The 15,298-nt window shown below is 44.2% G+C and carries 14 protein-coding genes; 1 reads left to right on the plus strand and 13 read right to left on the minus strand.

Translation table 11 applies throughout. The annotated features are described in order from the left end of the window. Positions 1-4: 4 nt before the first annotated feature. The 10 genes from citF to DWZ44_RS10975 form a co-directional block, all read right to left on the minus strand. Positions 5-1,597, minus strand: a complete 1,593-nt coding sequence (gene citF / locus DWZ44_RS10935) for a citrate lyase subunit alpha (RefSeq protein WP_117804856.1) — start codon at positions 1,595-1,597, stop codon at positions 5-7. A gap of 1 nt (position 1,598) precedes the next feature. Further along, positions 1,599-2,498, minus strand: coding sequence for an aldolase/citrate lyase family protein (locus tag DWZ44_RS10940; protein ID WP_117804857.1), 900 nt, complete (start codon positions 2,496-2,498; stop codon positions 1,599-1,601). Then, a complete protein-coding gene (citD, locus tag DWZ44_RS10945; RefSeq protein ID WP_117804858.1) occupies positions 2,495-2,794 on the minus strand; it encodes a citrate lyase acyl carrier protein in 300 nt (99 codons plus the stop codon). The genes DWZ44_RS10940 and citD overlap by 4 nt, the downstream gene beginning before the upstream one ends. Positions 2,795-2,845: 51 nt before the next feature. Then, positions 2,846-2,959 carry a DUF6783 domain-containing protein gene (locus DWZ44_RS19540; protein WP_369123059.1) on the minus strand — a complete coding sequence of 38 codons (114 nt, stop codon included), beginning with the start codon at positions 2,957-2,959 and terminating at the stop codon, positions 2,846-2,848. A 3-nt stretch (positions 2,960-2,962) separates the two neighbouring features. Continuing rightward, positions 2,963-3,778: an alpha/beta hydrolase gene (locus tag DWZ44_RS10950; RefSeq protein WP_117804859.1), complete on the minus strand. Its 816-nt coding sequence runs from the start codon at positions 3,776-3,778 to the stop codon at positions 2,963-2,965. Positions 3,779-3,794: 16 nt separating this feature from the next. Continuing rightward, on the minus strand, positions 3,795-4,691 hold the full coding sequence (locus DWZ44_RS10955; protein ID WP_022462680.1) for a carbohydrate ABC transporter permease: 897 nt from the start codon (positions 4,689-4,691) through the stop codon (positions 3,795-3,797). 10 nt (positions 4,692-4,701) lie between these two features. Further along, entirely contained in the window at positions 4,702-5,625 is a 924-nt protein-coding gene (locus tag DWZ44_RS10960; protein WP_022462679.1) for an ABC transporter permease, read from the minus strand. A 70-nt stretch (positions 5,626-5,695) separates the two neighbouring features. Continuing rightward, positions 5,696-7,240 carry an ABC transporter substrate-binding protein gene (locus DWZ44_RS10965; RefSeq protein ID WP_117804860.1) on the minus strand — a complete coding sequence of 515 codons (1,545 nt, stop codon included), beginning with the start codon at positions 7,238-7,240 and terminating at the stop codon, positions 5,696-5,698. A gap of 107 nt (positions 7,241-7,347) precedes the next feature. Then, the gene (locus DWZ44_RS10970; protein ID WP_117804861.1) at positions 7,348-8,931 is read right to left on the minus strand and encodes a response regulator transcription factor; all 1,584 of its coding nucleotides are present in this window, start codon (positions 8,929-8,931) and stop codon (positions 7,348-7,350) included. After that, positions 8,928-10,643 carry a sensor histidine kinase gene (locus DWZ44_RS10975; protein WP_022462676.1) on the minus strand — a complete coding sequence of 572 codons (1,716 nt, stop codon included), beginning with the start codon at positions 10,641-10,643 and terminating at the stop codon, positions 8,928-8,930. Before DWZ44_RS10975 ends, DWZ44_RS10970 begins: the two co-directional genes overlap by 4 nt. A gap of 238 nt (positions 10,644-10,881) precedes the next feature. Between DWZ44_RS10975 and DWZ44_RS10980 the strand changes: the two genes are divergently transcribed. Then, complete coding sequence (locus DWZ44_RS10980; protein ID WP_022462423.1) at positions 10,882-11,355, plus strand: hypothetical protein; 474 nt, start codon at positions 10,882-10,884, stop codon at positions 11,353-11,355. A 131-nt stretch (positions 11,356-11,486) separates the two neighbouring features. Here the strand turns inward: DWZ44_RS10980 and DWZ44_RS10985 are convergent, their stop codons facing one another. The 3 genes from DWZ44_RS10985 to DWZ44_RS10995 all read right to left on the minus strand — a co-directional run bounded on the left by DWZ44_RS10985 (position 11,487) and on the right by DWZ44_RS10995 (position 15,139). Beyond that, the gene (locus DWZ44_RS10985) at positions 11,487-13,397 is read right to left on the minus strand and encodes an NAD(+) synthase (protein ID WP_117804862.1); all 1,911 of its coding nucleotides are present in this window, start codon (positions 13,395-13,397) and stop codon (positions 11,487-11,489) included. An 89-nt stretch (positions 13,398-13,486) separates the two neighbouring features. Next, a complete protein-coding gene (gene hslO, locus DWZ44_RS10990; RefSeq protein ID WP_022462421.1) occupies positions 13,487-14,362 on the minus strand; it encodes an Hsp33 family molecular chaperone HslO in 876 nt (291 codons plus the stop codon). A gap of 9 nt (positions 14,363-14,371) precedes the next feature. Next, the gene (locus DWZ44_RS10995; protein ID WP_022462420.1) at positions 14,372-15,139 is read right to left on the minus strand and encodes a class I SAM-dependent DNA methyltransferase; all 768 of its coding nucleotides are present in this window, start codon (positions 15,137-15,139) and stop codon (positions 14,372-14,374) included. Positions 15,140-15,298: the final 159 nt, after the last annotated feature.

Consider the following 15,298-nt stretch of genomic DNA (forward strand, 5'->3'; position numbering starts at 1 on the left):
TCTCTTATTTATGTACTGGCTCCGGGAGTATATTCTTTTCCTCTTTAAATCGGAATGGTTTAATCTGACGAACTACATCCATGATGGTTCCATCTCTGCTTTCAATAATTCCTACAACACGTTCGCCAAATTCTACTTTCTCCGGTTCTCCTGCAATCCGGTAAGCCAAATCCCGAAGTTCTTCTATCGTTTTCAGCGGAAGTCCACTGTTTTTTACCGCTTCCAGCAGATCTTTTCGCAGTGGGTTAACTGCAACTCCATATTCCGTGATGACTACATCTACAGATTCTCCCGGTGTTGTCACTGTTGTTACTTCCGTACAGATTGCCGGAATTCTTCCCTGTAATAAAGGAGTCAGTACAATGGTGCATTTTGCACCTGCCGCCGTATCCGGATGACCTCCCTGCGCGCCTGTTATAACGCCATCGGAACCTACTACAACATTGCAATTGAAATTTACATCAACTTCCAGTGCTGCCAGAATCACAAAGTCCAGTTTGTTGACTACTGCGCCCTTGTTAAAAGGGTCTGCATATTCACCGGCACTGATTCTGAAATGCCTGATATCTTTTACTGATTCTACCGCATCCAGATCAAAATCCTGCGTATCCAGAAGTACATCAACCTGATTGTTATCCAGAAGATCACACATCGGTTTTGTCAGACCTCCGACACCGAAACGCATACGGATTCCACGTTCCTTCATGATTTTTGCCAGCGAAATGGTGGAAGCGATAGACGCGCCTCCCACACCTGTCTGATAGGAAAATCCATCTTTAAAGTACGGGGTAGACGTTACAAATCGTGTACAGTAATCCGCCATCATCAGTTTTCTCATATCTTTCGTCGGTTTTGCTGCACCTGTTGCAATTTTCTTAGGATCTCCAATTGCATCTACCACTACTACATAGTCTACTTTTGTCATGGAAATATGCGCCGGGAAATTAGGAAACGGAACCAGACAGTCCGTAATTGCTACGACTCTGTCTGCGTAATCAGCATCTACCATCGCATAGGACAACACTCCGCAGTCCGCCTTTCCACCGATACCACGACAGTTTCCATAATCATCACACGTCGGTGCTCCGATAAATGCAATATCCAGGTGTACTTCTCCTGTTTCGATTGCCCGAACTCTGCCGCCGTGAGAGCGCATCACTGCAAGCCCTTTCAGTTTTCCCTCAGAAATCGCCTTTCCAATCTCACCGCGCACACCGGAAGACTGGATTCCCGTAATCGTTCCATCTTCCATGTACGGCACCAGTCCTGCATGCGCTTTCCCAAGAGAGCTGGCACAAATGGTAATATTTTTAATACCCATTTTATGGATTTCTTCCATCACCATATTTACAACCAGATCACCATCCCGGAAATGATGATGAAATCCAATTGTCATGCCATCCCGGATTTCGCATTTCACCAGTGCCTCATGAATTGTTTTCACCAGTTTGCTGCCATCGGAATTCACCACGCAGCGGGTTTTCGGACCATCTTTCTGATATTCATAACCATCATAATAATGCACTCCGTGAAATACTTCTTTTCCTGTTATCTTCAATATTTCCTCGGGAATTTCTCTCCCTACTGCATTTTTCATTTTACAGTTCCCCCTCGTACACACCGGAAGCCTTGGCCAGTTCGATGATTCGCTTTGCACCATCATAAAACGCAATATCAATCATCTTTCCGTCTACAGTAAACACACCGATTCCCTGTGCCTTTTTGCTGTCAATCTCACGGACTACTTTTTCCGCAAAAATAATCTCTTTTTCTTTCGGCGTAAAAATTTCATGTACAATACGAATCTGTCTTGGATTGATAATCGATTTCCCATCAAAGCCCATCAGGTGAATCGTATTGACGTCTTCCCGAAAGCCCTCTTCGTTTTCCAAATCTGTATAGACGGTATCAAAACACTGTACACCTGCTGCCCGTGCAGCGATGACAAGCTGCTGTCTTGCTCCCATCAGTTCTATTCCGGTTCCCGTGATGTGGGTATGCAGATCTTTCGTGTAATCTCCACCGGACAGTGCGATACCAAACAACCTTTTCGAAGCCTCGCAAATTTCTAACGCCTTCACCACACCTCTTGCCGATTCTATCGCTGCCATAATTAAGGTACTGTTCTCCGGTCTGCCAAACTCATTCTCTGCCTTTAAAATTTGCTGCTCCACTATCTTTACATCTTGTGCTGTCTCTGTCTTCGGAATCCGGATGCCATCACATCCACCGGCTACTGCGCAACGGATATCTTCCTTCCAGAAAGGTGTGTCCAGGCCATTGATACGTACAATCCGTTCCGCTCCATGATAATCAATCGTGCGAAGTGCATGAAACAGGGAAAATCTGGCCGCGTCCTTCTGATTTTCTGCCACTGCATCTTCCAGATCCAACATCAGAGAATCTGCTCCATAAATATAGGGATCTTTAATCAGTCCCGGCTTCTGTGCGTTTAAAAACATCATGGTACGACGTAATCGTTTTTTTGCGTCTCTCATCGGATCGCACCTCCCCATGGCAGCTGCTCCGACTGCCCGGCGGAACGGTATACCGCAGCTTCCACCCTTGCACGGATGGTGCAGTCCAGAGCTCCTTTATCTACAATCTTAATTTTTACGTTCTGAACTCCCAGATTTTCCAGAGTATCCAGAACCACATGACGGATCTGATTTCCATACTGATGAATCACTGTACTTTCCAGTACCAGATCTATGTTGCCATCCCCATCTTCTACCGTAACCATACAATCGCTGGATTCCAGTGTTCCGGCTACAGCTGCTTTTTCTATCTCCATTTTCCTCTTCTCCCTGTATTTCCCGTGGGGCTGCCGCACTAAGAAAAATTTCTACAAATATAGATTTTTATCTCCTAAATAACTCCATATTTTGTAGTGTTTTCGCTTAGCGCGTGTTTGAAAAATCATCTCTGCAATCTGCAAGCCCCACTTTATACTCTGCAGATTTTACTCTTCTACTGATTTTCCCGCAAAGTTCATCCAGTCCAGAATCTTCTGAATATACTCATCAAAGAAAATATCATCATGCCTTCCCGGACCCTCTTCAAACAACAGCGGAACGCCCAGCTGATCCGCAAACTCCTTCAGATCTACCGAATCCTGATGTCGTCTGTCCTCTGTACCACAGCAGGTATACAATCTTGGAATATCTCTTCCTTCTTCTTTCCGGTTTTTCAACAGTGTAAAAACATCATGAACCTCCGGTGTAATTGCAGGCGGATCGCCATATAACGCTTCACAAAGAGTGGATACCGTATTTACCTTTCCCTGATAACGATATTCTGCATGATAAGATCCCGCAACGCCTCCGATTGCCGCAAATTTTTCCGGACAGGTAAGTCCCCATTTATAGGCACCGTAACCTCCCATCGACATTCCTGCAATAAAACGGTTTTCCCGCTTTGTTGCTGCCGGGAAATTTCTCTCCACAAAATCTGTCAGTTCTTCTGTCAGATAAGAAAAATAATCCAGTCCGTATTTCATATCCGTATAGGCGCTGTTATATACGCTTGGCATAACCACCATAATCTGATGCTCATCTGCATAACGCTCAATCTTGGAGGTCCTCAGATACGAAAGATGGTCTCCTGTAAATCCATGCAGCAGATACAGGGTCTGATATTTTTTGTTTTTCCCGAAAGTCTCTCCCTTTTTTCCCTGCTCTACATCTTCCATTCGCTCTTTTTCCGGAAGCAGAATCGAAACATCTACCTGCATCCGCAGGATACAGGAGTGAAAATTGCAATGTACATATGCTGCCATCTGTTTCTCCTTTCTGTCAGCCTTTTACAGCGCCGACAACCACACCTTTGATAAAATATTTCTGAAGCATCGGGTAAATAATAATGATTGGTAAAATTCCGACAAATGCCAGTGCCATTCGGATGGAGTTTCCCGGAAGCGAAACTGCCTGTCCTTCGGCCGCCAGCTCTGATGCTCCGCTTCGCAGATATTCAATGTTTTTCATGATACGCATCAGAAGATTCTGAATACCAAAATATTTTGGATCCTGTACGTAATATAAAGCATTGGTCCAGCTGTTCCAGTAGGAAAGACCTGTAAACAGTCCAATGGTGGCAACTACCGGCTTCGACAACGGAAATACAATTTTGGTGAAAATTCCAAGCTCTGACGCTCCGTCCAGCTGTGCAGCTTCATATAATGCTTCCGGCAGGCTGTTGCTGTAATAGTTTCTTACCAGGAAAATATTGAATGCTGTCATCAGAAGATTCGGAAAAATCAGTGCTGCATACGTATCTTTAATATGGAAAAATGTTGTCCACATAATATACTGTGGCACCAGTCCTCCATTAAACAGCATGGTAAAATATACAAAAAAGGATAATGCGTTTCTATATTTGAATGTTTTTCGTGCCATCGGATATGCGATCGAAGTCGTCAGTAATACGCTTAATCCGGTTCCGACAACGGTTGTTCCAATCGTAACAAGATACGATCTTACGATTGTTGCTGCCTGTTTTACCATGTAGGTATATGCTTCCAGGCTGAGTTTCTTCGGCAAAATCTGATATCCGTTTGTAATCAGTTCATTTTCATCGGTAAAGGACGCAACCACCAGAAGAATCATCGGAAACAACGCCACAATACTGATTACCACTAAAATAACTGTTGCTATTGCAATAAATCGTTTTTCATCGCTGACTGTCTTTTTCATATCCTGCCTCCTAGAACAATGCGTTTTCCGGATCTTTTTTCCGTACAATAAAGTTTGCAATCATGACCAGTGCAAAACCAACCAATGACTGATATACACCTGCTGCCGAAGACATTCCTACATTACCCTGTTCCATCAAACCACGATAGACATACGTGTCAATCGTCTGCGTCGTAGAAAACAGGGTTCCTGCATTCATTGGTACCTGATAGAACAAACCAAAGTCAGAATAGAATACACGGCCGATCGCCATCAATGTCATAATAACAATGGTTGGTCTCAGAAGCGGAAGTGTAATGGCCGTAATCTGTTTCAATTTAGAAGCGCCATCAATCTTTGCCGCTTCATAAATTTCCTTATCAATGCCTGCAATACCTGCCATATAAACGATCGCATTATATCCTGCATTCTTCCAAAGATATACAATAACCAGGATAAACGGCCATGCAGCTTTTGCAGTATACCAGTCTACGCCTTTTTTCCCCAGCGCATCTAAAATTGTATTGTTCACAAAACCGGTTGTACTTCCCAATAACGCGTATACCAGATACGCCGTTACAACCCATGACAGTAAGTGTGGAAACAACAGCACGGACTGGAAAAACTTTCCGCGTAACAGTTCTCCCAGCTCATGCAGCAGGATTGCAAAAATCACAGAAACTACGGTTCCGATCACGATAAACGCCAGATTATATAACAATGTGTTTCTCGTAATGACCCATGCATCATCTGTCAGGAACAAAAATTTAAAGTTATCCAGTCCACACCACGGGCTTCCCCAGATTCCTTTTGCATAACTGAACTTTTTGAACGCAATAAAGGTTCCAATGATAGGAATATAGTTATTAATGATCAGATATGTAATACCCGGTAATGCAATCAACAGTAATGCTAATGTATTTTTACTGGCATGTTTTTTCTCACTTTTCGTCATAATTCGACTCCCTTTTTGATAAATAAGGCTGCGGTAAATTTCCGCAGCCTTTTCTTTTTTAAAGTCTTTCCTATTTGCTACTCATCCATGCATCCAGCTGCTCCTGCTTTGCCTGAATCAGGTCATCCATACCAGCTGCTTTCAGTCGTTTTGTCATCTCGGCAAGTGTTGTATCTACATCTGCTGCACCAACCCACAGAGATTTTTTATACTCTTCTACAATGTTCAGGCATGCGGTATATTCTGCTTCTTTATCACTGTAGTCGTAAAGGAAACCATAATAGTTTGAATGATCTCCATCATAATTCTGCTGCTTGTTTGTCTCTTTTTCTTCTCCATACAGACCGCCTACAACCGGATAGGTCAGCCATTTATTTCCCCAGAAATAGTAGTTCATATTATCGGTATAGGCTACACTGTTCAGATCCGTATATCCATCCGGTGCTACTGCACAACCATTTTCATCCAATTTGTAATCCACCCCTTCTTCTCCATAGACCAGAAGGTTGTCTACATATGCATCCGTGTACAGCAGGTTCATAAATTTGCAGGCTGCCGAAGGATCTTTACAGCCGGAATTTACCATCCATGCTCCGCCGTTTCCAGACCAGATCATCGAATCACTGATCTGTACATTTTCAAACGGATGACCATAGTTGTTTGTATACTGCTGCGCAATCTTCGGATTACCCAAGCCACAGAATGTGCCAAAGCAGTTGCCGGACATCAGTAATTCTGCAGTAGTTGCTGTTGTAGTAGCTGCATCACTTGCATAATAACCAGCTTCAAACCAGCTTCTGGTCAGTTCGCACAGTTCTTTGAAATCTGTCGTTTCATACATATCCACTACAGTTGCATTGTCCTGATAAGCCACACCGGAAACGGATGAGGCAATATTGTCACCTAATGGATCAATTTTAGCAATCTTTCCCAGGTAGCTTTCAAATAACGCATTCGCTCTGTTTGGATCAATGATTGTCATATCCGGATAAGCTTCTTTTACCTTTGCAAACACTGCTGTCAAGTCTTCCGGTTTGGTAACCTGACTCATATCGATTCCAAGTTCCTCGGTAATATCTTCACGATAGGTAAATCCACCCGGTACATAGTTGGAACCCATATTCAGAATTCCATATGTTTTTCCCTCTACCGTTGTCGGTGCCAGAAAACCATCGTAAAGAGTTTCTGTTGTTTCTTTCAGGTCACTGTCCAGATACTCTGTAATATCCAGCGCTGTTCCATCCTGAATATATTTCAGATGCGACGTATTATAGGCCTGAAACAAATCCAGCTGTTCTCCGGATGCCAGCATCAGATTCACCTGATTCATATAATCAGAATTGGAAAACAGTACCAGCTTGACCTTTGTATTGATCTTATCTACTGTATAATCGTTGATCAGGTTCTGAATTCTTTCCAGTTCTGATGACTCCGGGATATTGTTCTGCGTCATGTACGCAAATACAACCTCTGCCGGTTCTTCGCTGTCGCTGCTTTCCTGCTTACTGCTCTCCTGATTTCCGTTTGCATCACTGCTCTGTGCTCCACCACATCCGCTCAGCAGAGATCCTACTGTCAGGGTAGCCATCAAAATCGCCAAAATCTTTTTCTTCATTTGTTTCTCCTTTCTTCTTTCCGGTTCCTTTTGATAGACTTATCATAGCGCAAAAAAAACGAAAGTTCTTACACAAAAAAGTACAAAAACTTTCGTTTTTAAGATATCTATTCTTTTTTCCGAAACTCTGCCGGTGAAACTCCCGTATATTTTTTAAATACAGATGAGAAATACGGAAGAGTATCAAATCCGACTTCCAGCGCAATATCAATCACCTTTGTATTGGTGTTTTCCAGCAAATGTTTCGCTTTTTCCACGCGCAGGGAATTAATATAATCATTCAACGACGTTCCGATATCCTTCCGGAACATTTTTCCAATGTATTCCGGCGAAAAATGAAACCTCTCCGAAAGCGTATTTCTGTTAATATCTTCCGTATAATGTTCTCTGATATAATCAATTACCTGATCTGTGATCCTTTTTTCTGTTTTTTCCTTCCGTTCCTCCTGTGTCAGATCAAATACCTTATTCATCAGCCAGGTCATCCACTGCACCATAGAGAATTCTGATTTAACAGCATTCATATCCAGTTTCAGATAGATCGGATCACGAATCACGCTGTTCATATTTTCCTTTTTATCATGGAGATATTTGCTTACAAGCTGTGTCAGTTCCACTTGAAAATTGCGAAATCCTTCTACGGAATGCATCGTTTGCTTTACATGCTGCAGCGTTTTTTGTAAATATTCCAGTGTACTTACCCTGGAACCCTTGTTCAGACACTGCAGGATATAATCTTCGTCCAGAATATGTCCGGAAGCCTCTTTTTCTCGAAGCAATGCCATAAATTCTTTTATTTCCCCTTCGTCATAAATATGCGTTTTGTCATATTCCATTATTTTCTCTTTTTCCAAACCTGCTTCATAAAAAGGAACACTCGGGGAAATGTATCCGATCTGCAATGCATCAGGAAAATATTTTTCAAATATCTTTCTGACCCGTGCCGCTCTCTCCTTCGTCTCCTTTTCCGAAAATTCCGACAGAATTCCAAGATAGGTCCCCGTATTCTCTTCCCAGCAGATCACATTTTCCATTTTGATTTTTTCTGTGAATGCTTCTGCCAGAATATTTTCCATTGCAAATTTATAAATGGATTCCTGTTCCTTTTCTTTCCCGAAGTCCAGTTTGCCACTGGCAAAATGAAGAATCACAACACAATATTTTTCCTGAATTTCTTCCGCTATCCCCTGTTGCTTTATTTCCTCCTCGAGTCCCTGTTTTTGCACACCGGGTTCCAGCAATACTCTTGTCCAGAAATATCGCACCATCTTTCTTTTTCCGATCTTCCAATATTCCCGGATTTCCTCCGTTTTTTGTTTCCAGGCTATTTTTTCTGTCACACGAAGCAATGCCTGATTGATTTTATTCATGTCAATCGGCTTCAGCAGATAGTTTGCCGCACCATTCTGTACAGCTCCATAGGCATATTCAAATTTTTCATGGCTGGTCAGAAAGATAACCTCTGTCTGGATTTTCTGTTCTCGTACCCATTCCAGAAAGTGAATCCCGTTCTCCTTTGGCATTTCAATATCGCATAAAATCAGTTCCACTTTGTTTTTTTGCAAAATATCTCTGGCCATAGAAGTATTGTAGGCCACATAGATCTGGTCAATAGAAAGTAACGCGCGATCCAGCTGTTCTTCCAATACCTGCGTTGTCACAATTTCATCATCTACAATCAGCAAATTCATCTCTCTTCGTCTTTCTCCTCATCTGTACATTTCAGTGTTTTCGGAATCCATATGGTTATTTTGGTTCCTTCCGGTTCCAGATTCTCCAAATACAGAAGATGATCCTGCTCGTACATCATCTTCAGAACCTCTTTTACATTTTTTATTCCAATTCCACTTCCATCTTTTTTTTCTGTTATTTCCATATCTTTATTCACAAAGTCCAGTATTTCCTGCGAAAATTGACCCTGCGATATATATAGTTCCAGTTTTAAGTAAACTTCCTTCCCCGAGAAGCTCCACAATGCCTGAATCAGAACCGTAGTGAACGAATCAATACTGATCACGTGCTTAAATATATTTTCCAAAAATGTATGCAGAATCATCTGCGGCACCGGATACTGCTGCAGTTCTTCCGGTACATCCATATAGACATAAAAGCAATCCCGGTACATGAGTCGCTGCATTTCCAGATATCCCTCGGCATTCTTTATTTCATCCTGCAGCGGAACGGTATGCAGACCAGTTCGAAACATATAACGGATGTTCTGTGAAAATGCCTGAATAAAGGTATGGACATTCTCTTCCTCGTGCTGATAAACCATGCTGTTAATGGTTGATAAAGCATTCAGGAAATAATGTGGTTTTAATTGCATATGGATATACTTCAGCTGCACATCCTTCATTCGAAGTTCCTGTTCGTACTTTTGCACCCTCATTTCAAGAATCGTCTGTACCATATCATTATATGCCTGTTTTACTTCTTCCATTTCGTAGCTGTTTGTATTATATTCCGCTCTTGCCCTGAAATCTCCACTGTGAATTTTTCTGGACACCCAGAACAGGTCTGCAATCGGCCGGAAGATTTCTTTTTGCATATACCAGACAATTGTTCCAAAGAAAAGCAAAGACAGTACTAAAAATCCAAAAATAACGATACCGGAGGTAGAATATGCGGCATACTCGGATGATTTTACACTGTAATACATCTGATATGCATCTTCCAGAACAGATCCCTGATAGATACTGATGGATGGATCCTGTTTCTGCAGATTCTCTATTTCTTCTCCATATGCCCAATCTTTTCCTGAAGCGCACAGAATTTCCCCTTTTTTGTCTGTAAGATAAAATGCTGCCTCTTTGATGGACATATCATTATAGTTTAACAAGGAGTCCAGTCTTTTTTCTGATATCAATACAGCGATCGTATTTGCACCATAATTATAATATTTTACCAGATACACCTGCGCCCCCATAACAGTAGAAGTCCAGCCGGATGTAGGAGTTTTATCAAACGTATTACGCTTTTGAAGATACTTTTTGATATCTTTTATTGTATCATATGTTATATTTCCATTTCTCTGAATCAGGATACTGTTGTCTTTACAATTAACAACCGCATAGGCATCCGCTTCCTTTGTGTCTTTACATCTTTCCTTTAGAATCTGAAGCATTTTATACTGCGCTTTCACTTTTTCCAGGTTATTTTCTCCATTTAGCTGTGTCAAAAGCAGTCGATATCCCAGTAAAAGATCCAGGTTATCATCCAAGCGTTCCAATACACCTTCCATCGTATTATGATAAATCTGCAGCGTATTTTCCACCAGGTTTTCCTCATTTTTTTTAGCAATATCAACAATAAACGCTTTGTACAGAAACAGTAAAATAATCTGCAGAAGCAAAAAAGTAGTAAAAAAAACGCCCATGGTCCTTCTGATTTTTCTTTTTTTCATCTTTCCCCTCCTCTTTTCCCGACTCTCCCTGAAGTTTGTTATCGTGACCGATTACATTATATACTAATTTTCGGGCAGAAGAAAGACTGTCCAAAGATTACTTGCAGCTTGCGGAAATGATTTTTCAGACACTTTTTTTCATAAACGATTTTTCTTTTACATACATTATAGTAAAAACGCCCGTCCGTTCGCCCTCGTCCGCTCACAGACGGTTTTTCAAAAAGGAGTGTGCCCGCCCATGAGTTCCAAAACGAAAATTGTTGTACTACATATGAAAGAAGTGGTTTACACCGCTGTTTTTCTTGCTCTCGCGCTGATTCTTCTCGTGGTGTTTCTGATCATGTTCTCCGGGAAGAAGGATTCTGCGAAAAAACCTTCTGTCACCACTGCTGCTTCCGCCGAAAATGCACGCTACATTCCCGGCATCTACACCTCCACGATCTCCCTCGGCGACCAGACCTTCGATGTGCAGGTCAATGTTGAGCAGGACCGCATCACCGCGATTTCACTGAATAACTTAAGTGAAACCACCGCCGCCATGTATCCGCTCATGGAGCCCGCGCTCGATTCCATCGCAAGCCAGATCTATGTGAATCAGACGACGGAAGGCCTCATCTACGGAGAGGACGACCGCTACACCTCCGAACTGCTCGTCTCCGCGATCAATCAGGCGCTCGAACAGGCTCAAAATCCTTCCTCCGCAGAATCCTGATCTTTCCATGCAAAAAGGCCTCGAAGCATTCTTCTGCTCCGAAGCCTTTTTTCTGTCGTGCATCTCAAAATTTGATTCCCTGCACCAATTTGGATTATCTTTGTTTCTTTCCGTATTTCCTGTTTTGTTTTTTACAGCTGGTCGAGTTCCTCTCTCCAGAGCTTCACGCACGCATCACTCGGCATACGCAGGTCGCCGCGCGGGGATACCGCAACGCTTCCGACCTTCGGGCCATCCGGCAGGCAGGAGCGTTTGAACTGCTGCGCGAAAAATCTCCAGTAGAACGTTTTCAGCCATTTTAAGATCGTCGCATCATCGTAGACACCGGCAAATGCAAGTTTTGCCACACGGTAAATCTTGAGCGGTTCGTACGTCACACGCAGCATATAGTATAAGAAGAAATCATGAAGCTCGTACGGTCCGACGAGATCTTCTGTTTTCTGAGAAATGACACCATCTTTCGGCGGCAGCAGTTCCGGGCTGACCGGCGTGTCGAGCACATCCAGAAGGATATCGGAAAGTGCTTTTTCCCCGCAGGTGTCCGCATAATACTGCACCAGATGGCGCACCAGGGTTTTCGGTACGGACGCATTGACGGCATACATCGACATATGGTCGCCATTGTACGTTGCCCAGCCAAGTGCCAGCTCGGAAAGATCACCCGTTCCGATAACCATACCGCCGGACTGGTTGGCAAGATCCATCAGAATCTGCGTTCTCTCACGCGCCTGTCCGTTTTCATACGTCACATCGTGTTTCTCCGGATTCTGTCCGATATCGCGGAAATGAAGATTGACTGCCTCCTTAATATCGATCTCTTTTAAGGTTGCGCCAAGACATCTTGTCAGCTCACAGGCATTCTGATACGTACGGTCCGTCGTCCCAAAGCACGGCATCGTCACAGACAGAATCTGCTTTCTCGGAATCCCAAGCAGATCAAATGCTCTTGCCGTTACGAGCAGCGCCAGCGTCGAATCAAGTCCGCCGGAAATACCGATGACTGCGCTCTGGCAATGGGTATGCGCCAGACGTTTTTTCAGTCCCATAGCCTGGATATTTAAAATTTCATCGCATCGCTGATCGCGGTTATGCTTGTCTGACGGTACGAACGGTCGCGGATCGAAGTAGCGGGTCAGCTTTGTCTCTTCTATTGCCAATGAAAATCGAACGACCTGATATCCATCGGTTCTCTGCTCCGGATACGTGGTCATCCTTCTGCGCTCACTTGTCAGACGATCCACGTCGAGATCTGCGCAAATGATCTGATTCTCAAATCGTTTTGCCTCGGCAAGAATGGTTCCGTTTTCAGCAATCAGATGCTGTCCGCCAAAGACAAGATCTGTCGTCGACTCGCCCTCGCCTGCTGTCGCGTATATATAGCCGCAGATCAGACGCGCCGACTGTGCGCTCACAAGGCTTCTCCGGTAACTGTCTTTTCCAACCATTTCATCACTGGCAGAAAGATTTACGACCACTGTCGCACCTGCAAGCGCATGCGCCACACTCGGCGGATTTGGAGTCCAGAGATCCTCACAGAGCTCTGCTGCAACTTTAAGACGCGGCATTTTTTCACACTGGAAGAGCAGATTCATGCCAAACGGAACCTCTTTTCCAAAAAATTCCGTTGTTGTCACCGCTTCTTTTCCCGGCGCAAAATGACGCAGCTCATAAAATTCATTATAGTTCGGCAGATACTTTTTCGGCACAACACCGAGAAGCTCTCCGTGACAAAGCGCAGCGGCTACATTGAACAGCTTTCCGCCCTGTTCCCACGGCAGTCCGACAAAAATCAGCGCATCGGTCTCTTTCGTGCCATCGGCAATTTCCTTTAATCCTTCTTTCGCCGCATCAATCATCTGACTCTGCCAGAATAAGTCACTACAGGTGTAGCCGGTAAGAGCCAGCTCCGGGAGCACCATCACCTTTGCTCCCTCGCCCTCCATTTTATGAATCGTTTCCAGAATGACTCTCGTATTTTCTCTGACATCCGCTACCACTACCGCACAGGAAGCGGCGGCAACTTTTACGAATCCCTGTTTCATCTCTTTCTTCCTCCACTATCTGGTTCCCTGTTACAGATTTTCTGCAAACAGAAGCTCTCACAGCCTCCGTTTCGCCTGAAACAGTACTGTTATTTGCTCTTACGCAATAATTCTTTCAGATCCTCGGTAGAAAATTCATAGGCGCTGTTGCAGAAATGGCATTTCAGCTCCACCGGTTTTGCTTCCTGAATCATCTCGTTCAGTTCTTTTCTTCCGACCGCTATCAGCGCTTTCGATACACGCTCACGGCTGCAGTTGCAGTAAAACTGGGTCGGCACGGTATCGTTGATCACAAGGTCCATGTCTCCAAGCAGTTTTTCAAGAATCTGCTCCGGAGTCAGGCCCTCGTCAAGGAATGCGGTAACGGAATTGACTTCTGCCAGACGCTGCTCCAGTTTTTCAATGACTTTCTCATCGCAGAACGGCATCAGCTGAATGATAAAGCCGCCGGCCTGACGGACGGTATTGTCTTTGTTCATCAGCACACCGAGTCCGACGCTGGACGGAACCTGCTCACTCGTTGCAAAATAGTAGGTCAGATCCTCTGCGATCTCACTCGTCTGCAGAACGCACTGTCCGACGTACGGCTCTTTCAGTCCCAGGTCTTTGATGACATCCATGAATCCGACGCCGACAGCACCTGCCACGTCAAGTTTTCCTTTTTTGTTGGCCGGAATCACGACGTCCGGGTTTCCGACGTAACCTTTTACATTTCCTTTGGAATCTGCTGTTACGGTAATGCCGTTCAGCGGTCCGCCGGCATGGATGCGCAGGGTCAGAAGGTCTTTATCTCCCTTCATCATAACGCCCATCATTGCACCTGCCGTCAGAAGGCGGCCCAGCGCTGCGGTTGCAACCGGGCTCGTGTTGTGATCCTGGCGTGCTGTCTCTACGGTTTCTCTTGTTGTCGCTGCAAACGCACGAATCTGTCCGTCTGCCGCTGTTGCTCTTACAATATAATCCATGTTTCTCTCCTATTTCTCACTTTTTCCTTTTTCTCTTGCTACGACATAAATACGTTCGCTCTCCGGTCTCGGCGCATCCTTTGTGAATGCATCGTAGGCCGTCACAAACTCCATGCCTGCCTCTTCCAATAAGCGGCGGATCGTCGCAAGATCGTACGCTCTCTGATAATGTACCTCCTCAAATTTACGGTACAGATCGGAATCTTCTCCCTCCGGGATGAAAATGGCAAGCTCATATTCGTTGATCTCTTCCTCCGGGTCATAGTAATTATCCCAGATGAAGCTTGCCTCTTCGCGGTTTTCCGCAATCGTAGTCTCACCCATCTGTTCATATTTATACTTGGTATTCAAATCAAAAATAAACATGCCCTTCGGATCCAGATAATTGTTGACGAGTGAGAAGACTTCCCGCAGATCATCTTCCTCCAGAATATAGTTGATAGAATCGCAGATGCTCACAACCGCCTTCACGGTTCCGTAGAGCTCAAATTCCCGCATATCCTGAAGCAGATATAAAATGTTTAAGCCGGACTCGGCGCGTTTTTCACTGGCAATCTCGAGCATATCCTCAGAATTGTCCACGCCGATCATATCGTAGCCCTCTTTGGCGAGCAGCTCGGTCATGTTTCCCGTTCCGCAGCCAAGATCGAGCACCAGTCCGTCTTCCACCTGATATTCTTTTAAAAGCTGAATCAGATATTTGCTCCAGGCAGGATAGTCCACGTTGTCCATGAACATGTCATATACCTGGGCAAAACTGGTATAACTTTCATTCATCTTTCTTTTCTCCTTCATCGTTTACAGTAGCTACGCCTTATTGTATCACATCACACAGGGCAACTCAATATACGAAAAGACCTGCAGGATCCCTGCAGGTCTCATTCACTCCCCGAGTTGGGCTCGAACCAACAACCCTTCGGTTAACAGCCGAATGCT

Origin of the sequence: Blautia sp. AF32-4BH, assembly GCF_003460565.1 — a bacterium.
In the GTDB taxonomy this organism is placed as follows: Bacteria; Bacillota; Clostridia; order Lachnospirales; family Lachnospiraceae; genus Fusicatenibacter; species Fusicatenibacter saccharivorans.